This window comes from Pseudacidovorax sp. NFM-22 (genome assembly GCF_021401245.1).
In the GTDB taxonomy this organism is placed as follows: Bacteria; Pseudomonadota; Gammaproteobacteria; order Burkholderiales; family Burkholderiaceae_C; genus Xenophilus.
Genome location: NZ_JACBFY010000002.1, coordinates 160859 through 182671, shown reverse-complemented (window position 1 = coordinate 182671; position 21813 = coordinate 160859). Strand labels below are relative to the sequence as shown.

Annotated in this window: 24 protein-coding genes; 11 read left to right on the top strand and 13 right to left on the bottom strand. The window is 70.2% G+C overall.

The window, feature by feature from the left end; translation table 11 throughout:
* Positions 1–5: 5 nt before the first annotated feature.
* The 3 genes from L0984_RS06560 to L0984_RS06550 form a co-directional block, all read right to left on the bottom strand.
* Positions 6–722: a DUF4136 domain-containing protein gene (locus tag L0984_RS06560; RefSeq protein WP_234192955.1), complete on the bottom strand. Its 717-nt coding sequence runs from the start codon at positions 720–722 to the stop codon at positions 6–8.
* Between the two features lie 102 nt (positions 723–824).
* A complete protein-coding gene (gene ttcA / locus L0984_RS06555; RefSeq protein ID WP_234192954.1) occupies positions 825–1766 on the bottom strand; it encodes a tRNA 2-thiocytidine(32) synthetase TtcA in 942 nt (313 codons plus the stop codon).
* 132 nt (positions 1767–1898) lie between these two features.
* Positions 1899–2831, bottom strand: a complete 933-nt coding sequence (locus L0984_RS06550) for a LysR family transcriptional regulator (RefSeq protein ID WP_234192953.1) — start codon at positions 2829–2831, stop codon at positions 1899–1901.
* A 111-nt stretch (positions 2832–2942) separates the two neighbouring features.
* On the opposite strand from L0984_RS06550, the gene L0984_RS06545 reads away from it, so the two are divergent.
* From L0984_RS06545 to L0984_RS06530, 4 genes are all read left to right on the top strand, one after another.
* Entirely contained in the window at positions 2943–4100 is a 1158-nt protein-coding gene (locus L0984_RS06545) for an alpha/beta hydrolase family protein (protein WP_234192952.1), read from the top strand.
* Positions 4097–4867, top strand: coding sequence for an alpha/beta fold hydrolase (locus L0984_RS06540; RefSeq protein WP_234192951.1), 771 nt, complete (start codon positions 4097–4099; stop codon positions 4865–4867). The genes L0984_RS06545 and L0984_RS06540 overlap by 4 nt, the downstream gene beginning before the upstream one ends.
* Before the next feature lie 64 nt (positions 4868–4931).
* Positions 4932–5921 (top strand): Bug family tripartite tricarboxylate transporter substrate binding protein, encoded by a 990-nt coding sequence (locus L0984_RS06535; protein WP_234192950.1) that lies wholly within the window; start codon positions 4932–4934, stop codon positions 5919–5921.
* Between the two features lie 5 nt (positions 5922–5926).
* A complete protein-coding gene (locus tag L0984_RS06530; RefSeq protein WP_234192949.1) occupies positions 5927–6511 on the top strand; it encodes a carboxymuconolactone decarboxylase family protein in 585 nt (194 codons plus the stop codon).
* Positions 6512–6610: 99 nt separating this feature from the next.
* Here the strand turns inward: L0984_RS06530 and L0984_RS06525 are convergent, their stop codons facing one another.
* Positions 6611–6985 carry a dihydroneopterin aldolase gene (locus L0984_RS06525; RefSeq protein WP_234192948.1) on the bottom strand — a complete coding sequence of 125 codons (375 nt, stop codon included), beginning with the start codon at positions 6983–6985 and terminating at the stop codon, positions 6611–6613.
* A gap of 11 nt (positions 6986–6996) precedes the next feature.
* The gene (locus L0984_RS06520) at positions 6997–7773 is read right to left on the bottom strand and encodes an SDR family oxidoreductase (protein ID WP_234192947.1); all 777 of its coding nucleotides are present in this window, start codon (positions 7771–7773) and stop codon (positions 6997–6999) included.
* Between the two features lie 94 nt (positions 7774–7867).
* Here L0984_RS06520 and L0984_RS06515 point away from each other — a divergent pair, with 94 nt between their 5' ends.
* From L0984_RS06515 to L0984_RS06500, 4 genes are read left to right on the top strand one after another with little or no spacing between them, the layout of a single operon-like run.
* Positions 7868–8998, top strand: a complete 1131-nt coding sequence (locus L0984_RS06515) for a class I SAM-dependent methyltransferase (RefSeq protein WP_370645903.1) — start codon at positions 7868–7870, stop codon at positions 8996–8998.
* A 53-nt stretch (positions 8999–9051) separates the two neighbouring features.
* Positions 9052–9813: a histidinol-phosphatase gene (gene hisN / locus L0984_RS06510; protein ID WP_234192946.1), complete on the top strand. Its 762-nt coding sequence runs from the start codon at positions 9052–9054 to the stop codon at positions 9811–9813.
* Between the two features lie 21 nt (positions 9814–9834).
* The gene (locus L0984_RS06505; RefSeq protein WP_234192945.1) at positions 9835–10029 is read left to right on the top strand and encodes a DUF2905 domain-containing protein; all 195 of its coding nucleotides are present in this window, start codon (positions 9835–9837) and stop codon (positions 10027–10029) included.
* Positions 10030–10069: 40 nt separating this feature from the next.
* Positions 10070–10996 carry an ROK family protein gene (locus L0984_RS06500; protein WP_234192944.1) on the top strand — a complete coding sequence of 309 codons (927 nt, stop codon included), beginning with the start codon at positions 10070–10072 and terminating at the stop codon, positions 10994–10996.
* A 237-nt stretch (positions 10997–11233) separates the two neighbouring features.
* Here L0984_RS06500 and L0984_RS06495 read toward each other — a convergent pair whose 3' ends face one another.
* A complete protein-coding gene (locus tag L0984_RS06495) occupies positions 11234–11653 on the bottom strand; it encodes a GFA family protein (protein WP_234192943.1) in 420 nt (139 codons plus the stop codon).
* Between the two features lie 109 nt (positions 11654–11762).
* Complete coding sequence (locus L0984_RS06490; protein WP_234192942.1) at positions 11763–13223, bottom strand: aminotransferase-like domain-containing protein; 1461 nt, start codon at positions 13221–13223, stop codon at positions 11763–11765.
* 181 nt (positions 13224–13404) lie between these two features.
* Between L0984_RS06490 and L0984_RS06485 the strand changes: the two genes are divergently transcribed.
* The gene (locus L0984_RS06485; protein WP_234192941.1) at positions 13405–13773 is read left to right on the top strand and encodes a hypothetical protein; all 369 of its coding nucleotides are present in this window, start codon (positions 13405–13407) and stop codon (positions 13771–13773) included.
* On the opposite strand, the gene L0984_RS06480 is transcribed toward L0984_RS06485, so the two are convergent.
* A complete protein-coding gene (locus tag L0984_RS06480) occupies positions 13766–14545 on the bottom strand; it encodes an SDR family NAD(P)-dependent oxidoreductase (protein WP_234192940.1) in 780 nt (259 codons plus the stop codon). The genes L0984_RS06485 and L0984_RS06480 overlap by 8 nt on opposite strands.
* A gap of 108 nt (positions 14546–14653) precedes the next feature.
* Between L0984_RS06480 and L0984_RS06475 the strand changes: the two genes are divergently transcribed.
* Positions 14654–15577: a LysR family transcriptional regulator gene (locus L0984_RS06475; RefSeq protein ID WP_234192939.1), complete on the top strand. Its 924-nt coding sequence runs from the start codon at positions 14654–14656 to the stop codon at positions 15575–15577.
* Between the two features lie 21 nt (positions 15578–15598).
* Here L0984_RS06475 and otsA read toward each other — a convergent pair whose 3' ends face one another.
* Both otsA and otsB read right to left on the bottom strand, forming a co-directional pair.
* Positions 15599–16984 (bottom strand): alpha,alpha-trehalose-phosphate synthase (UDP-forming), encoded by a 1386-nt coding sequence (otsA, locus tag L0984_RS06470; protein ID WP_234192938.1) that lies wholly within the window; start codon positions 16982–16984, stop codon positions 15599–15601.
* A 35-nt stretch (positions 16985–17019) separates the two neighbouring features.
* The gene (gene otsB, locus L0984_RS06465; protein WP_234192937.1) at positions 17020–17769 is read right to left on the bottom strand and encodes a trehalose-phosphatase; all 750 of its coding nucleotides are present in this window, start codon (positions 17767–17769) and stop codon (positions 17020–17022) included.
* A gap of 159 nt (positions 17770–17928) precedes the next feature.
* On the opposite strand from otsB, the gene L0984_RS06460 reads away from it, so the two are divergent.
* Positions 17929–19041: a hypothetical protein gene (locus tag L0984_RS06460; protein ID WP_234192936.1), complete on the top strand. Its 1113-nt coding sequence runs from the start codon at positions 17929–17931 to the stop codon at positions 19039–19041.
* On the opposite strand, the gene L0984_RS06455 is transcribed toward L0984_RS06460, so the two are convergent.
* The 3 genes from L0984_RS06455 to L0984_RS06445 all read right to left on the bottom strand — a co-directional run bounded on the left by L0984_RS06455 (position 19024) and on the right by L0984_RS06445 (position 21790).
* Positions 19024–20274 carry a multifunctional CCA addition/repair protein gene (locus tag L0984_RS06455; protein WP_234192935.1) on the bottom strand — a complete coding sequence of 417 codons (1251 nt, stop codon included), beginning with the start codon at positions 20272–20274 and terminating at the stop codon, positions 19024–19026. The two genes, L0984_RS06460 and L0984_RS06455, sit on opposite strands and share 18 nt — an antisense overlap.
* Positions 20275–20361: 87 nt before the next feature.
* Positions 20362–21054: a glutathione S-transferase family protein gene (locus L0984_RS06450; protein ID WP_370645902.1), complete on the bottom strand. Its 693-nt coding sequence runs from the start codon at positions 21052–21054 to the stop codon at positions 20362–20364.
* A 148-nt stretch (positions 21055–21202) separates the two neighbouring features.
* Entirely contained in the window at positions 21203–21790 is a 588-nt protein-coding gene (locus tag L0984_RS06445; RefSeq protein ID WP_234192934.1) for an MgtC/SapB family protein, read from the bottom strand.
* Positions 21791–21813: the final 23 nt, after the last annotated feature.

Below are 21813 nucleotides of genomic sequence, written 5' to 3'. Positions count from 1 at the left end.
GGCGTTCAAGGGCGCGCGGGCGTCGGCGTCGCGGCAGCCGGCGCGGCCGTTGCTGGCTGCGGGGCGGCCTGCGTGGACACGGGCGGCTTCGTCTCGACGGTCACATCCACCCGCCGCACGGCCTGCGGCGGGTTGGGAAAGCCCTGCAGCGCCGCATGGAACATCACCGGCAGGATCCGCCGCGTGTCCGGGTAGGGGCCGTCGTGGCGTGCATGGGTTTCGTAGACGACCTGCCGGTCGGGCAGCGAGCGCATCACGATCGACACCTCGCGGCCGTACCAGGTCTGGTTGGGCGGCAGGGCGCCCGGGCCCCACCAGCCGCCGCCGTACCAGCCGGGGCGGCCATAACCCAGGCCCACGCCCCAGCGCGGACCCCAGCCAGGGCCCCAGCCCGGACCATCGAACCACGGGTCGGCCCAGGGCGACAGTTCCAGCTGCGAGCGGGCGCTCACCTGCACGGCATAGCGCGGATTGGCGTCGTCGCGCCGGAGGCCGGCGGCGGCCAGCGAGGGCTCGGCCAGGGTTTCCAGGTCGGTCTGGGCCGCGTCGTTCGCTTGCTGCGAGGGCAGGCGTTCGAAGCGGTAGGTGGCGCCCGGCGGAATCGGGGCCTTGGCATAGCTCTGGACGTTGTTGTCCACCACGTACGAGGTGGCGCAGCCCGCCAGGCCGATGGCCACGGCCGTCACGGCGGCCAGGCCTAAGAGTCGCAATGCGCCTTGCATGTCGTCGTCATCCCTGGGACCGTTGGCCGGCCCCTGTGTCGTTGTCGCATCGGCTGGACGCGCGGCGGCGCGTCGTGGCTGGAAATCGGCGGGAAGCGCGCGTCAGCCGAGGCTGAACACCTGCACCGCCGAGGGCATGGCGGGCACGGGCGGCAGTTCGGGCGGATCGAAGGCCCGGTCGCCGTCCTCGCTGGCCACGCCGGTCGGCTTCAGACCCTTGAAGTCGTGCAGGGTTCCGTCCAGCAGGTGTGAGGGCGCCACGTTCTGCAGGCTGTGCAGCATGTTCTCCAGCCGGCCGGGGTGCTTGCGCTCCCAGTCGCGCAGCATGTCGCCGACCACCTGGCGCTGCAGGTTCTCCTGGCTGCCGCAGAGGTTGCACGGAATGATGGGGAAGCCGCGGTGCTGGGCCCAGCGCACCAGGTCCTTCTCGGCCACGTAGGCCAGCGGGCGGATCACCACATGCCGGCCGTCGTCGCTCACCAGCTTGGGCGGCATGGCCTTGAGCTTGGCGGCGAAGAACATGTTGAGGAAGAAGGTGGCCAGGATGTCGTCGCGGTGGTGGCCCAGCGCGATCTTGGTGGCCCCCAGCTCGTCGGCCACGCGGTACAGGATGCCCCGGCGCAGCCGCGAGCACAGGCCGCAGGTGGTCTTGCCCTCGGGCACCACGCGCTTGACGATGCTGTAGGTGTCCTGCTCCTCGATGTGGAAGGGCACGCCCACCTGCTTCAGGTAGGCGGGCAGCACGTCCTCCGGGAAGCCGGGCTGCTTCTGGTCGAGGTTGACGGCGATGAGGTCGAAATGCACCGGCGCCCGGGCCTTGAGCTTGAGCAGGATGTCCAGCATGCCGTAGCTGTCCTTGCCGCCCGAGAGGCACACCATGACCTTGTCGCCCTCTTCGATCATGTTGTAGTCGGTGATGGCGCGGCCGACCTCGCGGCACAGGCGCTTTTCGAGCTTGTGCGTCTCGCGCTCGATCTTCGCGGCGGCCTGGTGGCTGGCGGCGGCGGGTGCGGGGGCTTCGGGTTCGGTCCAGACGGCGTTCATGGGCCGCGATTTTGCCCGGGGCGCCACATCCTCATGGCAGCGCGGACCTTCGGTGTCGTCATGCCCAAGAGCGCAGGGGTGCCTCCAGCGCCGATTCAGCCGTCGACTTCGCCGGGCACCCGCCGCCAATGCCTACGACGGAGAGTGCGGGCGGACGAAGCCCTGCTGCACCGCCACCTCCTGCAGGTTGCGCCGCACCCAGCGCAGCACCGGGTCGTCCGCCTGATGCCGGTGCCACTGCATCGCGATGCGCACGGGTGGTATGTGGATGGGGCATGTCATCAGCCGCAGCGGCAGGGTCTTCAACAGGCCCTTGGCGAAGGATTTCGGAAGGGTGGCGATGTGCGAGGTGCCGACCACGCATTCCGCCACGGCCGAAAAGGTCGGGACCCGCATCGCGATCCGTCGCACGACGCCCTGCATCTCGTACGCGACCTGATCCAGGGTCGGCAATCTTCCGTCGCCGAGCAGTGGCACGACGTGCCCCACCTTCTGGAAGGCCTTCAGCGAGAGGGTCCGGCCGATCAAGGGGTTCTCCGCCCACGCGATGCAGCAGAACGAATCCGACAGAAGCAGCTCGCTCGGGTGATGGCTGGCGACGGCGGAGGCGCCCAGCAGCACCAGGTCGACATGCTGGTCTTCCAGTTCGGGCGAGTCGTACCCCGAGACCGGCCGGACGGCGAATGTGAGCCGGGGCGCGGCCGTCTCGGCGATCCGGAACAAAGGCACCAGGACGGTACTGAACACATAGTCTGACGCCACGATCGTGATGTTCCGCTCCATGCGCAGAGGGTCCGTCTCGGGCCGCAGCTGTGTCAGCGCCTGCGCGCGCGAAAGGATGTCCCGCACGGGGTCGATCAGGGACTGCGCGAATGGCGACAGCACGTAGTGCCGGCCCTCCCGCAGCAGCAAGGGGTCCTGGAAGTAGTCCCTGAGCCTGGCCAGCGCGGCACTGGTGGCGGGCTGGCTGAGGTGCATCTGCTTTGCGGCCCTGCTGACGTTCCGGTGGGCCAGCAAGGCGTCCAGGCATGCAAGCAGATTGAGGTCCAGCCGGTTGATGCGCATCCGAGAACTATAGGACAGACAAATAGTTCGAATCCAAAAGAACAGTTTTTGTTTATGGCCGCCCGCTGGCACAGTCCCGTCCCGAAGAACGTCGATTGAACAGGAGACCCCATGCAGGATGAGCAGCAAAAGCCGGACGGCGATATCCAGGGCCGTCCCAAGACGCTGGCCGAGGCGCGCATCTGGATGAAGACCCGACTGCGCTCCCGGACCCACCCGATGAACGCGCTGGATGCGGACGAAGGCATCGACTTGATCGACCGCCTGCCCGGACTCGGCGGCGCCGAGTGGGCTGCTCATTGGCGCGAGGCCGGCGATGCCTGCAGCGCATCCGCTGAAAGGGCCGAGCAGGCGGGGTCGCTGGACGAGGCCTGCCGACTGTTCATGAAGGCGAGCGGCCTCTACTTCATGGGACGTTTCCCATGCCCGGATCACCCAGCCAAGCTGCGCTGCGCCGAGCTCGAGCGTGAAACCTACCTGAGGGCCGCCCGCCTCTGGAAGCTGCCGGTGCAGGTGGTGCGCATTCCATTCGCGGGCAGGGCGGGCGAGGGCGACACGATCACCGCATTGCTGCGCAGGCCCGCGAATGTCGAGCGTCCTCCCGTCGTGGTCATGTGGGGAGGTGTCGATGCCTGGAAGGAGCAGATGACCCAGGCCTGCGACGCCCTGCTGGCCTTGGGTATCGCGACGGTCGCGATGGACAACGCCGGCACGGGGGAGTCGCCGGTCAAGGGTGTGCAGGACGCCGAGCGGCAGTTCACGACGGTGTTCGACTGGATCGCCACCCAGTCCGACCTCGACGGCCAGCGCCTTGCGTGCCTGGGTCGTTCCTTCGGCGGCTACTGGGCCACCAAGCTGGCCCTGCTTTACCCCGACAGGCTGCGGGGCGCGGTGAATTGGGGCGGCGGCGCGCACTACATGTTCCAGCCCGACTGGATCGGCGCCTCGCGCTACCCGGACAGCTACCTGATGGGGCTCGTGGAGACCCGCTGCCGCATGCTGGGTGCCCGCAACGACGACGAGTACCTGGCGTTCTTCAAGCGCCTGTCCTTGCTCGACCAGGGCCTGCTCGACCGCCGCAGCGCACCGTTGCTGCTGGTCAACGGGCGCGAGGACAAGCAATGCCCGATCGAGGATCTGCACTTGCTGACCGAACACGGCAATCCCAAGCATGTGCGCCTGTTTCCGGGCGGGCACATGGGCCTGACGCCGCAGACCTTGCCCACCATCGTCTCCTGGCTGGCGGGGCAACTGGGGGTTGCGGGATGACCGGGTCGCTCAAGCTGGAGGTCTTCGGCGCGGAGTCCGCGCCAGCCATCGTCCTGCTCCATCCCATCGCGACCCGCGCCGAGGTGTGGGGCCTGCAGGTTCCGATCCTGGCGCGGCGCTTCCGGGTCATCGTTCCGGATTTGCCCGGACATGGCGGCTCTGCGCCGCTGCCGCCGGGGGCGGCGTTGCATGACTACGCCGCTGCGGTCCTGGGCGCACTCGAACCCTTCGGCCTGAACGAGTTTTCCGTGGCAGGCCTGTCGTTCGGAGGCATGGTGGCCCAGGCGATGGCGCTCGTGGCCCCGTCCCGGATCCGCCGACTGGTGCTTGCCCATTGCGGCGCGGTGACACCTGCGCCGGTGATCGCCCTCTGGCAGCAGCGGGTGGCGGACGCACAGGCCGGCGGCATGGCGCAGCAAGTCCGTCCGACGCTGGACCGCTGGTTCACGCCGGACTTCCTGGGCCGTGCGCCCGCGGCGAGCGACTGGATTGGCCGCATGGTCGCCGACACCGCTCTGGCGGGCTACATCGCGGCCGTCCATGCCATCTGCGGCCTGGACCACGTCGCGTCGCTGGCGCGGTTGCAGATGCCGACGCTCGTCATCGCGGGGCAGAAGGACATGGCTGTTTCCCCGGCGGTCTCGCAAGCGCTGGCCGCGGGCATCCCGGGGGCCGAGTTCCGGTTGATGGGCGACGCCGCGCACATGAGCCATGTCGAGCAGGCGGCGACGTTCACCGAGACGCTGGACGCCTTCCTGCAACCTTGAAGTACCGGCCCACCGGGCGCAGAAAGAGGCCGCCAGGCATGGCGGACCCCCCATTGGAGACACCATGTCCAACTCTGGAATCAGCAGAAAGTCCTTCCTCTTCACACTGGCCGCCGCAGCCTGCCTGGGCGGCGTGCCGCCGGTGCTGGCGCAGGAGCGCGACAACCGGGTGACGCGCATCATCGTTCCCTTCGGTACGGGCGGTGCGCCCGACATCGTCGCCCGCCTCCTGGCCAACGTCCTGGATCAGCGGACGGCAAAGACCTTCATCGTCGAGAACCGTGCGGGCGCCAATGGAAACATCGGTGCCGACATCGTGGCCAAGGCGCCGCCGGATGGTCATGCCCTGCTCCTGCATGGTCCTTCCCTGGCCATCAACCCCAGCATCTACAAGAAGCTCCCGTTCGATACGGAACGCGACCTGCGGCCGGTGGTGGAAGTCTGTGCGGCCGAAGGCATGCTGTTCGTCGTCAATGCGGCGAACCCCGCCAAGACGCTCGCCGACTTCATCGCGGCGGCCAAGCGGCCGGGCGCCAAGCTGGCCTATGCCTCTCCCGGTGTGGGGAACGCCTTTCACCTGGCCGCCGAGAACTTCCTCAATGTCGCCGGCGTGCAGGCGGTCCATGTTCCCTACAAAGGCGCAGGAGAGGCCGTCACCGCACTGATGGCCGGAGACGTGCAGTTCCTGATCGGCTCGGCGCCCAGCGTCGGGCCGCAGTTGCAGGCGGGTCGCCTGAGGGCCCTGGCATTCGCGGCCAAGCGCCGGAGTGCGGAATTCCCGAACGTTCCTACTTTTGCCGAAAGCGGTCTGCAGGGGCTGGAGATGACGCTGTGGTACGGCCTCTTTGCCCCACGCGGAACCCCGGACGCCGTCATCGCCGCCCTGAATGCCGACGTGCGAGCCGCGCTCGGTGATCCGGGCATGCGTCAGGTCCTGGCGCAGCAGGGCTTGGTGCCGGTGGGCGGCGAGCCGGGTCAGCTCGCGGAGCTCCTGCACAGCGACATCAGCCGCTACGGCATGCTCGCGAAGCGCGCCGGAATCCAGCCGGAATGAGCACGATGGAATCCCACAAGACCGAAGCGCGGGAAGACCGGCTGCCGCCGCTTCCCGAGGCGCAATGGACGGACGCGCAGCGGGCGCAGGCGCAAGAGATCATCGCGGGCCCGCGCGGCAAGCTGATCTCTCCCTTTGTCCCGCTTCTGCGAAGCCCGGAACTCATGGGCCACTGCCAGCGCATGGGCGAATACCTGCGCTACCGGAACACCATCGGACAGCGGCTGACCGAGCTGGCGATATTGGTCACCGCGCGCTTCTGGGACCAGGGCGCAGAGTGGGCGATCCACGCCCCGATTGCGCAAAGCGAAGGCGTCGACAGTGCAACGATCGACGCCATCGCTCACCACGCAACCCCCTCTGCAATGCCGCGGGACGAGCAGGTGGTCTACGAGGTCTGCACCGAGATCCTGCGGGACAGGGCGCTGAAGGACGCCACCTGGGCAGCGTCCGTCGCCCTGTGGGGAGAGCAGGGCGTCATGGACCTGGTCGGCACCGTCGGCTACTACAGCCTGCTGGCGATGGTCATGAACGCTGCCCAGACACCTGCGCCCGCCACAGGCGCTTCATTGCCCATTGCCAGGGCATGAGGTGAGTGGGAGGCCGCCGCCGAAGTGTGCTGCCGGTGGCCGGCCTTCTTCTTGTTCCGGCCGCGCGGGTCTTGCCGGCTCAGTGGCCTTCGCCCGAGCTCACCAGTGGCCGGTCTCGACGCGGATCGCGACCTCGCAGTCGTCGAAGATTTCCAGCTTGGCGATCTTCACGCGCACACCCAGCACGCCGGGCAGCTGCATCAGCCGGCCGGCAACCTGGCCGATCAGGCTTTCCAGCAGGTTCACATGGTGCGCGGTGCACTCCTCGATGATGATCTTGCGCACCTTGCGGTAGTCGAGCACGTGGAAGATGTCGTCGTCCTGCGGCGCCAGCGGCTGCGGGCCCAGGTTGAGTTCGGCATCGACGCGGATCGGCTGCGGCGCGGTCTTCTCGCTGTCGAGGATGCCCAGGTTGGCATCGAAGCGCAGGCCCGTGAGCGTCAGGCGCTGCTGGCCGAGGAGGGGGGCGGTCATGGAGGTGCTCGTCACATCAAGGAGAAGTCGCGCTCGAAGCGCATCAGGTGCTGGCCGCCATCGACCAGCAGCGTGGTGCCCGTCATCGAGTTGTTTTCGAGCGCGAAGCGCACCGTGGCCGCCACGTCCTGCGGCGTCGAGGAGCGGCCCAGCGGTGACAGGCGGTGCAATTGCTGGAAGCGCTCGTCGCTCAGCATGTGGCTCGTGAGCGTGAGGCCCGGCGCCACGCCGACGACGCGCACGCGTGGCGCCAGCGCCAGCGCCAGTAGCGGCGTGGCCGCTTCCAGCGCGGCCTTCGACAGCGTGTAGCTCAGGAAGTCGGGGTTCGGGTTCCACAGCTTCTGGTCCAGCAGGTGGACCACGGCGCCGTGGCCGTCGCGTTCGTCCAGGTGCTGGCGCAGGGCCTGGGCCAGCAGGATGGCGGCCCCGGTATTGCTGCGCAGATGGGCCTCCATCGCGGCATAGCCGAAGCTGGCGGCATCGTCGTGCTCGAAGCGCGACGCGCTGTGCACCACGGCGTCGAGCCGGCCGAACTCGGCCACCACCTGCGGCACCATGGCGCGCACGGCGGCCTCGTCCTCCAGCTCGGCGCTGATGATGGCGGCGCGGCCTGAGAGCCGGGCGCAGTCGGCGGCGGTGGCCTGGGCCTCCTCGCGCGAGCTGCGGTAGTGCACCGCCACCTGCCAGCCTCCCGCCGCCAGGGCCAGGGCGATCTCGCGGCCGAGCCGGCGGCCGGCGCCGGTCACCAGCACGGTACGCGGTTCACTGGCAGGGGGAAGGGCACTCATGGATGGGGGGCGATGAAAGTGGAGCGGGCGTCCTGGCAGGCGCGGCAGGACGGCAAGTCCACCGGCGCCGGACCGCCCGCGCGTTGCAGGGAGAATGGGTGCCGTGAGCACCCCGACGACCCCGCCCAGTGTACCGACCGCCTCTTCCTCCTCTGCTGCCTGTGCAGCGCTGGTGAGGCGCGCCATCGAGCGGGACGGCGGCTGGCTGCCCTTCGACCGCTTCATGGCGCTGGCCCTCTACGCGCCCGGCCTCGGCTACTACGCGCACGGCAGCCGCAAGTTCGGCCACCTGCCGCAGTCGGGCAGCGACTTCGTGACGGCACCCGAGTTGTCGCCGCTGTTCGGCCAGAGCCTGGCCGTGGCCGTTGCCGACGCCTTCGACCACACCGGCACGGACGAAGTGTGGGAGTTCGGCGCCGGCAGCGGCGCGCTGGCCGCGCAGCTGCTGGAAAGCCTGGGCGAGCGCGTGGCGCGCTACACGATCGTCGACCTCTCCGGCGCGCTGCGTGCCCGCCAGCAGGAGCGCCTCGCGCCCTGGGCCGGCCGCGTGCGCTGGGTCGATGCGCTGCCCGATGCCATCGAAGGCGTGGTGGTCGGCAACGAGGTGCTGGATGCCATGCCGGTCCAGCTGCTGGTGCGGCGCGCCGGCCAGTGGCTGGAGCGCGGCGTGACCGTGCAGCCCGACGGCACCTTCGGCTGGGAGGACCGCCCGACCGCGTTGCGCCCGCCCGTCGAGCCCGATGGCCCGCAGGACTACCTGACCGAGGTGCATCCGCAGGCCCGCGCCTTCATTGCCACGCTGGCCGAGCGCCTCAAGCGTGGCGCCGCCTACTTCCTGGACTACGGCTTTCCCGAGTCCGAGTACTACCACCCCCAGCGCCACATGGGCACGCTGATGTGCCACCAGGCCCACCGCTCCGACGACAACCCGCTGGTGGCCGTGGGCGACAAGGACATCACCGCCCACGTCGATTTCACCGGCGTGGCCCTGGCCGGTCAGGACGCCGGGCTGGAGGTGCTGGGCTACACCAGCCAGGCGCGCTTCCTGCTCGACTGCGGCCTGGCCGAGCGCATGATGGCAGCGCCGCTGGCCGAGCGCGCCCTGGCTGCCCGCCTGATCCACGAGCACGAGATGGGCGAGCTGTTCAAGGTGCTCGCCTTCGCCGCCGGCGAATCGTGGGATGCCGTCGGCTTCCGCCAGGGCGACCGCAGCCATACGCTCTGATCCTGATCCCTCTTTCCATCTCCCTTGACCGCACCGCGCCTGTCCGCCCGCCCATGAACGACCTGCTCCGTACCGCCCACGCCCTGGCCGACGCCGCCGCCGCCCAGTCGATGGCGCATTTCCGCCAGCCGCTGGACATCATCACCAAGGCCGACGAAAGCCCGGTCACCCTGGCCGACCGCGCCGCCGAGCAGGCCATGCGCGACATCCTGGCGCAGGCCCTGCCGCAGGACGGCATCTACGGCGAGGAACACGGCCAGCAGAACCTGGACGCGGCCCGCGTGTGGGTGCTGGACCCGATCGACGGCACGCGCAGCTTCATCACCGGCTCGCCGCTGTGGGGCACGCTGATCGGCGCCCTCGAAGGCGGCCGGGTGGTGCTGGGCCTGGTGGACATGCCGGTGCTTGGCGAGCGCTGGGTGGGCCAGGACGGCGTGGCCATGCGAAACGGCCAGCCGGTGCGCGTGCGCGACTGCACGCAGCTGGCGGACGCGCGCATCTTCACCACCTCGCCCGACATCTTCTCGGCCGCGGACTGGGCCGCCTTCGACCGCCTGAGCCGCCAGTGCGCCATGCGCCGCTTCGGCGGCGACTGCTACAGCTATGCGCAACTGGCCGGCGGCACCATCGACCTGGTGGTCGAGGCCGGCCTGCAGCCCTACGACTACCTGGGCCCCGCCGGCCTGGTGGAGGCCGCGGGCGGCGTCATCACCGACTGGGCGGGCCAGCCGCTGGGCCTGCATTCCGACGGCCGCGTCGTGGCCGCCGCCACGCCCGAGCTGCACCGGCAGGCCCTCGCGGCCCTGGCCGGCTGAGCCCGTCACGCCTGCTCGCGGATGCTGCGCTGGCTGCTCGTCACCATGCTGGCCCTGCTGCTGCTGCAGGGCCTCACGGGCTGGCTGCGCAAGCTGGGCTTCGGTCGGCTGCCGGGCGATTTCGAATTCAAGCTCTTTGGCCGCACGTGGCAACTGCCCATCGCGAGCACCGTGGTGCTGAGCATGATCGCGGCCGGCGTGGCGCGCTTGCTCTGAGCCTCCTCTTCTCTTTCAACGATCCAAGGAAACCCCGCGCATGAAAGCCTGCGTCGACATCGGCGGCACCAAGGTGGCGGTGAGCCTGGCCAAAGCTGGCAGTACCGACCTGATCGCCCGGCAGAACGCGCCGACGGCCAAGACCGGCGACAACGAGGCCGTGGCGCGGCAGGTGATGCAACTCATCGAGGCCGCCTGCGCCGAGGCCGGTGTGCCGGTTCCCGAGGTGGACCAGGTGGGCGTGTCGTCGGCCGGCCCCTTCGTGCTGCAGGGCGGCGCCATCGCCCTGGCCACGCCCAACATCTGCGGCGGTCTGGCCGGCCCCGACCGCGGCCTGCCCAACGACTGGACCTTCGCGCCCATCGAGGCGCCGCTGGCCGCCCGCTTCGGCCGCGTGCGGGTGGAGAACGACGCCGTGGCCGCGCTGGAGGCCGAGCGCCGCTGGGGTGCGCTGCAGGGCCAGGACCACTGCGCCTACGTCACCTGGAGCACCGGCGTGGGCGTGGGCCTGTGCGTGGACGGCCGCACGCTGCGCGGCAAGAACGGCAACGCCGGGCATGCCGGCCATCTGTTTGTGAGCGATGACGACAACGAGGCCCTGTGCGGCTGCGGCAACCGCGGCGACGTCGAATCGCTCGTGGCCGGCAACGCCATCGCCCGACGCTTCGGCGTTGACGCCGCGGCGCTCTTCGGCGCCGCCCAGCAGGGCGATGCGAAGGCCCTGGCCACCGTGGACGCGCTGTGCCGCGTCATGGGCCGGCTGCTCTACAACCTGGTGGCCGCGCTGGACCTGTCGCGCATCAGCCTGGGGGGCAGCGTGTTCTGGCACAACCGTGACTTTCTGCTGCCGCGCCTGCAGGCGCAGCTGGAGGGCCGCCTGCCCTCGCTCACCGACGGCGTGCAACTGGTCGCCGCAGGCCTGGGCGACAAGGTCGGCGACTACGCGGCGCTGGCGCTCGTCGACTGAACCGGCGAACCGCGTCCGACAGCAGCCAACAGCCAGCAGCCGGCAGCCAGCAAAAGCGTCCGATTGGCCAATGCCGGGGGTTCACCAAAGTCCGTTCGGGCTGAGCTTGTCGAAGCCTGGCGCAAGCCCTTCGACAAGCTCAGGGCGAACGGCAGAACGGCAGAACGGCAGAACGGCCGAACAGGCAACCGACTGCATGGGGCCAGCGGGTCGTCTTCAGCGCCCGCAACCCCGCCCTCAACCGGCCGTGGCGTCCCCGGGTGGCGCAAACTGTGCCAGCACCTGCGCCTCGGTCATCACCGGCGTCTGGTTGGCCAGGTCGTAGAAGTCCGGTTTCTTGTCGATGTAGATCTGCTGCGTGATCTCGAAGTCGTCCGTGTCGAACAGGCCGGCCGGCACGAAGAACTCGCCCGTGGGCAGCAGCTTGTAGTACAGGTGCGTGCCGCAGCGGTGGCAGAAGGCGCGCTCGGCCCAGTCGGACGAGGCGAAGACGCCGATCTGGTCGGCGCCCTCGAAGCGCACGCCGGTGCCGCAGTGCACCGCCAGCATCGGCCCGCCGCCGCCCCAGCGGCGGCAGTAGCCGCAATGGCAGGCACCGATTTCGCGGGCGTCCGGCGCGTCGACGCGCACGGCGCCGCAGAGGCATTGGCCTTTCATGGTCGTCCTTTCTGTGTGGGAAAGCCCGGCGGATGCCGGCCGCAGCGTGCCACTCTAGCGGTGGATCGCGACCGCCGGACCGATGGCCACAGCCGGTGTCGGTCGACTGTCAGGCCGCGCGCCGCGCCCGCGGTACAGCGACGGCGTGCGCCAGCTCGCCCAACCGCTTCAGGCCCGCGGCCAGCGCCGGCGACCAGGGCAGGCCGCAGTTGATGCGCACATGCCCGTCGCAGCGCGCGCTGTTGGAGAACAGCGTGCCCGGCGCCACGAGGATGTGCTCGGCCAGCGCCGCGTCGAACAGCGCCTGGGCCTGCGTGCCGGGCGGCAGCTCCACCCACAGCTGGAGCCCGCCGGGCGGCAGGTTGATGCGCGTGCCGGCCGGGAAGTGCGCGGCGATGGCATCGGCCGTGCGCTCGCGCTGCAGCCGCAGCGTCTCGCGCAGGCGGCGCAGGTGGCGGTCGTAGGCGCTCGTGGCCATGAACTCGCCCACGGCCCATTGCGACAGCTCCTCGTTCATCCGCGTCTGGGCGAACTTGAGCATCTCCACCCGCGCATGCCAGCGGCCGGCGTGGATCCAGCCCAGCCGCAGCCCGGGCGCCAGCACCTTGTGCATCGAGGCGCAATGGATCACGCCGCCCTCGGTGTCGAAGGACTGGATGGCGCGCGGCACGGCGTCCGCGTCCAGCAGCTCGGTGTAGGTGTCGTCCTCGATCAGCGCGGTGCCGTGCGCGCGGCACAGCTGCACCAGCCGTTGCTTGTGGGTGTCGGGCATGACGCTGCCCAGTGGGTTCTGCAGGTGCGGCACCACCACCACGGCCCGGATGCGCTCGTAGGTGCGCAGGGCCAGCTCCAGCGCCTCCAGCGACAGGCCGGTCTGCGGGCTGGTGGGAATCTCCAGCGCGCGCATGCCCAGGCTTTCGAGCGCCTGCAGCAGGCCATAGAAGGTGGGCGACTCGACGGCCACCGTGTCGCCGGGCTGGGCGACGGCGCGCAAGGCCAGGTTGAGCGCCTCGATGCAGCCGTTGGTGGGCAGCACCTCCTCGGGCGCCAAGTGCATGCCGCCGCGCAGCGCCCGCCGAGCCACCGCCTCGCGAAAGGGCGTGCGGCTGCGCGAGGGCGAGGCCTGCGTCAGCAGCTGCGGCCGCTGGCGCAGGCTGCGCATCATGGCCGTGCGCAGGGCCTCGGCCGGGTAGAGCTCGGGCGAGGCGCGGGCGGAAGACAGGTCCAGATGCACCTCGCCCCAGCGGCGGCGGGTCACGAAGTCCGACACCGTCTGGTGGATGCCGACGAACTGCGCCGGATCGGGCGGCCGGTCGGCGGTGGGCTCGTCCATGGGCACCATGGCCAGGCGGCGCGGCTGGCGCACGAAATAGCCCGAGCGCTCGCGCGCCTCGGCAAAGCCGTCGCCTTCGAGCGTGCGGCAGACCTGCAGCGCGGTGGACAGGCTCACGCCGTGCAGCTTCATCAGCTCTCGCAACGAGGGCAGGCGCTCGCCGGGCTGGAGCGTGCCGTCGCGGATGGCCTGGGTGTAGTGCTGGGCCAGCTGGCGGTAGCGGGGCAGGGGGGACATGGCTGCGATGGTGCGTCGCCGGCGCATATCGGAACAGATGCAGTTGGGCGGCGAATCGACCATAACAGAACGCTTTTCGGCGCAGCTGTTGTGGTCGATGTCCGCGACGGGTGTGCCTGTTTTGCAGGCAGTGTCAGGCCTACGCTGGAGGCCACTTCAACGCACCGACCGAGGACCTGCCATGACCGCCCGCCCCGCCGCCTTTTCTGCCGCCGATCCGGCCCGCATCGCCCCGGGCGAATGCCTGCTGTTGCCGGTGAGCCGCGGCACGCTGCTCTTCGCCGTCGAAGGCCATGTGCGGGTGGTGGAGGCGCCGCGCTGGGTGGCGGAGCAGATGCTGGCCGTGTCGCAGAACCTGGCGCCCGGCCAGGCGCATCAGGTGGATGCGGAGGGCTGGGCGCAGGTGATGGCGCTGGAGGGCGCCGCGGCGCGCGTCGTGCAGCTGGCGCCGCCGGAGGACGAAACGGGCTTCGTGGCCCGGCTCCACGCGCTGTGGCGTTCCGCCCTCGGGCGGCTGGCGCGCCCGGGTGCGCTCGGTGCGCTCAGATGAACATCCCGCCCGAGACTTCGACGCGCTGCGCCGTCATCCAGTGGTTGCCCGGCCGCAGCAGCGCGGCCACGGCGCCGCCGATGTCGTCGGGCAGGCCGACGCGACCCTGCGCGGTCTGCGTGGCGATGGCGGCATTCATCTGCGCGTTGTCGCGCACGAGGCCATCGCCGAAGTCGGTCGCGATGGCGCCCGGAGCAATCGTGTTCACGGCGATGCGGCGCGGGCCCAGTTCCTTGGCCAGGTAGCGCGTCAGCACCTCGATGCCGCCTTTCATGGCGGCGTAGGCCGCATAGCCCGGCAGCGAGAAGCGCGCCAGGCCCGAGGACACGTTCAGCACATTGCCCCCGTCGGCCAGCAGCGGCAGCAGCGCCTGCGTGAGGAAGAAGGGGCCCTTCAGATGCGTGGCCATCAGCTCGTCGAACTGCGCCTCGGTGGTGGCCTCGAAGCTGGCGTGGATGCCCATGCCGGCGTTGTTGAGCAGGATGTCGAACTGCGTGCGGCCCCACGTGGCGGCGAGCGTTTCGCGCACGGCGGCGGCAAAGCCGGCGAAGGTGTCGGCCCGCGATACGTCCAGCGGCAGGGCCACGGCGCGCCGGCCCAGGGCCTGCACCTCGCGCACCACGGCCTCGGCCTCGTCGGCGCGGCTGCGGTAGGTGATCAGCAGGTCGACGCCGTCGCGGGCGAGGTGCAGGGCGGCGCTCTTGCCCAGGCCGCGGCTGCCGCCGGTGATGAGGGCGATGCGGGGCGTCGAAGTGGTGGTGGTGTCGGTCATGGCTGCTTCCTTGTGGGGAGAGGTGGATGGGATGACTGGCACTTTAAGAAGATGCAATCGCCGGAAAAAGCCGCAGAAAATGACTTCACTGTCTTTTCTGGGTGACCAATGGACCTCAATTCCCTGCGTGTGTATGTCCAGGTGGCCGAACTGGCCAGCTTCACCCGAGCGGCCGAGCGACTGGGCCTGACGCGGGCGCGCGTGTCGGCCGTCGTGCAGCAGCTGGAGGCGACGCTGGGCACCCGGCTGCTGCAGCGCACGACCCGCACCGTGCGCGTCTCGCCCGATGGCGAAGCCTTCCTGGAGCGGGCGCAGGCGCTGCTGGCGGAGGCGGAGGACCTGCAGTCGCTGTTCAACCGCCAGCCCGGGTCGCTGCGCGGGCGCATCCGTGTCGATGTGCCGCTGCAACTGGGCGCACGCGTGGTGCTGCCGAACCTGCCCGCCTTCCTGGCCGTCCATCCCCTGCTGGAGGTGGACCTGGGCAGCACCGACCGCCGGGTGGACCTGGTGCACGACGGCTTCGACTGCGTGCTGCGCGTCGGCGTGCTGCAGGAGTCGGGGCTGGTGGCGCGGCCGGTCGGGCAGATGGTGCAGGCCAACCTGGCCTCGCCCGCCTACCTGGCAAAGCACGGCCACCCGCGCAGCCTGGACGATCTGCGCCAGGGCCACCGGTTGGTGCGCTATTCATCGCGCCTGGCGGGCTGGCCGGCCGTGTGGGAATACGAGGAGGACGGTGAGCCGCGCAGCTTCGAGATGCCGGCGGTGATCACGGTGAACAACACGCTGGCCTACGAGGCCGCGTGCCGGGCCGGCCTGGGGCTGATCCAGGCGCCGGTGCTGGGCCACCGGGACGCGCTGGCGCGCGGAGAACTGGTGGAGGTGCTGCCCGAATGGCCCGCGCCGCCGCTGCCGATCACGCTGCTCTATGCGCACCGGCGGCAGGTGCCGCGCCGGCTGCAGGTTTTCATGGACTGGCTGGCCGGCCTGGTCGGCCAGGCCCTGGCCGAGGACGACGCGGCCCGTCGCCCCTGACCGCCCCGTGCGGGGCGGCGATCAGCCCACGCCCGGCGCGTCGCGCAGCGCGTCCAGGAAGGTCCGGCGCCACCAGTGCACGTCCTGCTCGCGGATGCGCGACAGCAGCTTCTGGTGGCGGGCGCGGCGCTCTTCCAGCGGCATGTGCAGCGCCTGCTGGATGGTCTCGGCCGTGCCGTGGGTGTCGTAGGGGTTGACCAGCAACGCTTCCTTCAGCTGCTCCGCGGCGCCCGCGAAGCGCGAGAGCACGAGCACGCCCGGGTCGGCCGGATCCTGGGCAGCGATGTATTCCTTGGCCACCAGGTTCATGCCGTCGCGAAGCGGCGTCACCAGGCCCACGGCCGCGGCGCGACACAGGCCGGGCACCCGCTTGCGGGCCACCGTGCGGTGGATGTAGCGCACCGGCATCCAGTCCAGCTCGCCGTAGTCGCCATTGATGGCGCCGCACAGCGATTCCAGCTCGCGCCGGATGTCGCCGTAGGCGTCGACATCCTCGCGTGTTGGCGAGGCGATCTGGATCAGCGTCGCGCTGCGGTGGTTCTCGGGATAGCGCGCCAGCAGCTCACGGAAGGCCCGCGCCCGCTGCGGGATGCCCTTCGAGTAGTCGAGCCGGTCGATGCCCAGCAGCAAGCGGCGCTGCGAATACTCGCGCCGCACCGTCTCGTGCATGTCGCGCGCTTCCTTGGCATGCGTGAGGGCCAGGAACTCGTCCACGTCGATGCCGATGGGAAAGGCGCTGGCCCGCACCGTCTGGCCCCAGGCGCGGAAGTTGTCGTTCCCCAGTGCCTCGCCATGCGCCTCGTTGCTCACGTAGCGCTCGAAGTGCTGCACGTCCTGCTGCGCCTGGAAGCCCACCACGTCATAGGCGAACAGCGAGCGCATCAGCCACTCGTGCTGCGGGATCGCCGCCAGGATGATCTGCGGCGGCAGGGGGATGTGCAGGAAGAAGCCGATCTTCTGCTTGCAGCCCATGGCGCGCAGTTCCGCCGCCAGCGGGATCAGGTGGTAGTCGTGCACCCAGAGGATGTCGTCCTCCTGCAGCAGCGGCATCAGCTTGCGCGCGAACAGCTGGTTCACGCGGCGGTAGCCGCCGATGAAGCCGGCATCGAAGTTCGCCAAGTCCAGCCGGTTGTGGAACACCGGCCAGAGCACCTTGTTGCTGTAGCCGAGGTAGTAGGCGTCGTGGTCCTCGCGGCACAGGTCCAGCGTGGCCAGCGTCACCTTGCCGGCCTGGTGGCGGTGCATCTCGCCTTCGCCGGTGGGCCCGTCCTCGACGATGGTGCCGCTCCAGCCGAACCAGAGGCCGCCTGTCTGCTGCAGGGATTCGCCCAAGGCCACTGCCAGGCCGCCTGCGGCCACCTTGCGCGGGTCTGCCACGCGGTTGGAAATCACGACCAGTCTTGCCATGTCTCTTTGCTTCTCCTCGTCGGTTGTGCAGCGCCTCAGCGGGGCGCCGTCCCTGGGCCGGCCAGCGCGTCGGCCGCCTGCTTGAGCCATTCGTACACGGCAGCCGGACCATCGACCCGCGCCGTGGCGCGCGTGCTGCCCGGTCCCACCTTGATACCCAGCCCGCCGTAGGCCTGGGCCACCGCGAAGCCGCTCTCGTCGGTGGTGTCGTCGCCGAAGAAGAAGGGCTTGCGATCGAGGAAGGGTGCTTCCTTCAGGTACGCGGTGATGGCCGTGCCCTTGTTGGTACCGGCCGGCTTGATCTCGACCACGCACTTGCCGTGCAGCAGCTCGAACTCCGGCCGGTCGCCGACGGTTTCGGCCATGGTGTCCAGGCAGAGTTGCTCCAACTCAGGCGCGAGGCGGTAGTGCAGCGCCACCGCAGCCTGCTTGCGCTCGACCAGCAGGCCGGTGTGGCGGTTGGCCAGCGCGTTGGCTGCGGCAATGACTTCGGACAGGTCGGTGGGCGCACGTTCCATCAACTGCCCCTCGGCATCGCGCCGGTGCGCGCCGTGCTCACCGGCGGTGGGCAGACGCAGGGGGGCGAGAAAGCGGTCGAGCACATCGACAGGCCGGCCGGAGACGATGGCCACGGCGCCCTCCAGGGCGTCGTGCAACTGGGCCAGCAGCGGCACCAGGCCGTCCGGCACCTTGACGGCCTCGGGTGTCTCCGCGATGCCGACCAATGTGCCGTCGAAGTCCAGGAACAGGGCGGCGTCGCGCCCTGGCAGGAAAGGCATTTGCATCGACTGGACCTTAGCAGCCAAGGGACGGGGGCTGCGTCGGCCAATGCCGCGCGGTGCTGAGGGCGCAGGGACGATGATCTGCCCTCGCGCCAATGGGCGCAGTCCGATACCAGTCCGTCAGTGAGGAGGGAGTCTGTGAAAGCTGCTGGAAACCGCCCCATGTCCATCAAGCCACTCACGCGGGTGGCCGCGCGAAGGCGTGGTGTGCAGGGGCCTTCGCGATCACTTTGGTGGCCCGTCGTGCGCAAACTCTTTGCCACGCTCCAGGAAGTGCCGATCGCGGCACTGAGCGCGCTGTCTGTCATGGCGGGCGCTGCGATGGTGCACCGCTATTGCGTCTTGATCGGCTACGGCCCGGAGGCGAGCGTGTCGATCAGCTTCGGGGCGGCTGTTGCGCTGGTCGTGCTGCTTGGCTTGGTAAGCCTGGGGATTCTTCTGCAAGCGCCGGCCTGGATGCCTCCCCTGTACGAACTCCCGCGCCTGGGCTTCAAGGAGGCCGTAGTCACGCAAAGCGTGGCATTCCTGAGCCTCTTCGTATGGGCCATCGCCACGAGCACGCCCTCCGCGTGGGAATGGATCGTGGGCTTGGCCATTGCCCTTGTCGTGTTGGCTGGTGTGCTGGTCAGCCTCGTGCGGGCAAAGGGAGCGGGATGGCGCCGCGCCGGCCTCGGTGTGCTGGCGGCTGGTATGGGCTGTGCGCCTGCACTCGGGGCGTTGATCGTGATTCTGAAACTCGGCGTGTTTGACCCTGAGGTGCCTGCGTGGGGTTTCTGGCTCGCGACGTTGGCAGTACTGGGCCTGATCATCGTGATCAACGCCCTCCCTGGGCTGGGAAAAAACGCTGCTTTCGTCAGTGCCGCCCTGGTGGTCGTCGGGCTTGTTGTGATCGGGGTTGCTGGCCGATCCGGCTTCATTGCCAAGAGTGCCGCCACGGCGGTCGGCCTGAGGATCGACGGCGAATCGCAGCTGCGGGTCAACCGCGCGGCCTGCCTGACGCTGCTGTCTGCGGTGCCCGTGCGCAAGGGCGACTCGCCCTTCAAGCTGGCCGACGAAGCGGCCGGCGCGGGCTGCCGCGAGTACGGCAATGCCGTGACGGCCCGCGTCGATCTGCGCGGCGGCGGCCGCTGGGTGCTGCAGGTGCACAGCATCAACGGCTGGGACGCGGAGCCCGCAGCGCCGCGGGTGTCGGTGGCGGACAGTGCCGTGGAGCTTGTGCTGCGCCCCATGCCCGACGTTGCCGCACCACCCTCGGGATCAGCCCGTCATCCCTGAAATCGCCGCCTCGCGCGCCGCCTGCACCGCCTGCCCGATCTGCGGGCCCTTGGCGCCGCGGGCCAGGGCTTCTCGGGCGATGGGCTCGGTGGCCACGGCCTGCACGGCGGCCAGCACGGCCAGCAGGCGCTCGCGCGGGGCATAGGGCCGCTCCTCGAAGCCCAGGCGGCCGCGCGCATCGCATTCGCAGGCCAGCAGGGCGTCCGCGAAGCGCTCGGGCCGGCGCAGGGCGTCGCAGCGCTCCAGCAGGCGCAGCAGGGCGGCGGGGCCCAGCTCGCCGCTGCGGTGGATGTTGCCGTGCTCGCGCGCGACCACGTCGGCCAGCTCGCGCACCTCGGTGGGCACGCGCCAGCGCTCGCACAGGCCGGTCAGCAGGCGGGCGCTGCGCTGTTCGTGGCCGATGTGGCGCGGCAGCACGTCGGCGGGCGTGGTGCCCTTGCCCAGGTCGTGCGTGAGGCAGGCGAAGCGCACGGGCAGTGGGGCCTGCAGCCGGGCGCTCATGTCCAGCACCATCATCAGGTGCACGCCGGTGTCGACCTCGGGATGGTGCTCGGCGCGCTGGGGCACGCCCCACAGGCGGTCCACCTCGGGCAGCAGCACGCGCAGCGCGCCGCAGTCGCGCAGCACCTCGAACATGCGCGAGGGCTTGGGTTCCATCAGGCCGCGGGCCAGTTCCTGCCAGACGCGCTCGGGCACCAGCGCATCGGCCTCGCCGGCCTCGACCATGCCGCGCATCAGCGCCAGGGTTTCGGGCGCCACACTGAAGTCGGGCAGCTTGGCCGCGAAGCGCGCCAGGCGCAGGATGCGTACTGGGTCTTCGCGGAAGGCGTCGGTCACATGGCGCAGCACCTTCTGCTGCAGGTCGCGCTGGCCGTGGAAGGGGTCGACGAGCGCGTCGGTGCGAAGTGGCTCGATGTCGGCCAGATCGGCCGGCAGGGCGATGGCATTGATGGTCAGGTCGCGGCGGGCCAGGTCCTCGTCCAGCGTGACCTCGGGCGCGGCATGGACCACGAAGCCGCGGTAGCCCGGACCGCTCTTTCGCTCGGTGCGGGCGAGGGCGTATTCCTCCCGCGTGTCGGGATGGAGGAAGACCGGGAAGTCACGGCCCACTGGCAGGTAGCCATCGTCCAGCATCTGCTGCGGCGTGGCGCCGACGACCACCCAGTCGCGGTCGCTGCCCGGCCGCCCCCGCAGCGCATCGCGGATGGCGCCGCCCACAAGAAACTTCTGCATCGGGGCAGTGTAGGGGCGGGCGCATCGCTGATCGGTGGCGCTGCCGCCTGCCCGCTGGGTCGCTCTGTCGCTCAGCGGCTGAGTGGCTCAGCTGCGCGAGGTGCGGTAGGGCTCGTCCATCGGGACGAAGTCGTGTTCGGCCAGCGCCTCGTCGATCCAGGCCTTCACGCCGGGCAGCGCGTAGAGGCGGTCGATGTAGGCATCGACGGCGGCGGGTACGGGCAGCGCATAGGTGCGGAGGCGCGTGGCCATCGGCGCGTAGTACGCATCGGCGATGCCGAAGTCGCCAAAGAGCATGGGACCGCCGTGCCGCTGCAGCAGGCCTTCCCACATCTGGCAGATGCGCGCCAGGTCGGCGGCGACGCCTGGCTCCTCGCGCATCAGGCGGGCACCCACCTCGGGCAGCGAGGCCTCGATGTTCATGCCGCAGTGGTTGCGCAAGGCGCCAAAACCGGCGTGCATCTCGGCGCAGAGGCTGCGGGCATGCGCCCGGGCCGCGGTTTCGGCCGGCCAGAGTTGCTTCTCGGGAAAGCGCTCGGCCAGGTACTCGGCGATGGCCAGCGTGTCCCACACGACGATGGGCCCGTCGACCAGCACCGGCACCTTGCCGGTCGGGTTGAGGGCGCCGACCACGGCCTTGAAGCGCGAGTCGGCCTCGAAGCTGTCGAAGCGCACCATCACCTCCTCGAAGGCGATGCCGGCCTGCTTCATCAGCACCCAGGGGCGCATGGACCAGGACGAGTAGTTCTTGTTGCCGATGTAGAGCTGGAGCGTGGACACGGGGACCTCCGAGGGGGTGAGAGAAAGCGGGGCGGCAGCCATGCTAGGGGCGATCCCCGCGCGCATCGATGCAAAAAACGACGGCGATTGATGCGTGCCGTGCCGTGTCGCCGCCGTTGCCTGGATGCCTCCGGCGCGTGGGCGCCATTCAGTTCCTTGGTGGGCGACCCCGCTCCGCGCGGGCCTTGGGATCGCCGCCCGCAGTCGGCCTCGTCGTCGTGTTGGCGCGATCGTTGCCGCGGGGCGGCCCGGCCCTGCGGCTCACCCAGATCACCAGCCGCGGCATGGCCTGCAAGACGGCGAGGCCGAGCAATGCGCTCAGGATGGCCGTCACCTCGCGCCCCAGTCCGCAGGCCATGCCGATGGCGGCCGTCATCCACAGGCCGGCGGCGGTGGTCAGGCCTTCCACATGCTCCTCGTCGCGGCCTCGCTTGAGGATGGTGCCGGCGCACAGGAAGCCGACCCCGGCGACGAGGCCCTGGATCACGCGGCTCATGTCGGCCGGTTCGATGCCGGCCTGCTGCGGCACCAGCACGAACAGCGCCGAGCCGATGGCCACCAGCATGTGCGTGCGCACCCCGGCGGCCTTGCCCTCGTACTCGCGCTCGAAGCCCAGCAGCAGGCCCAGCAGCGCCGCCAGCAGCAGCCGCACCACGATGCGCACCAGCTGGGCCAGGTCGGGCACGTCCGAGAACTCGGTGGCCAGCGTGTCGGCGACGACGTCCATCCAGTCCATGGCGCTTCGGGCGGGTCAGCGGA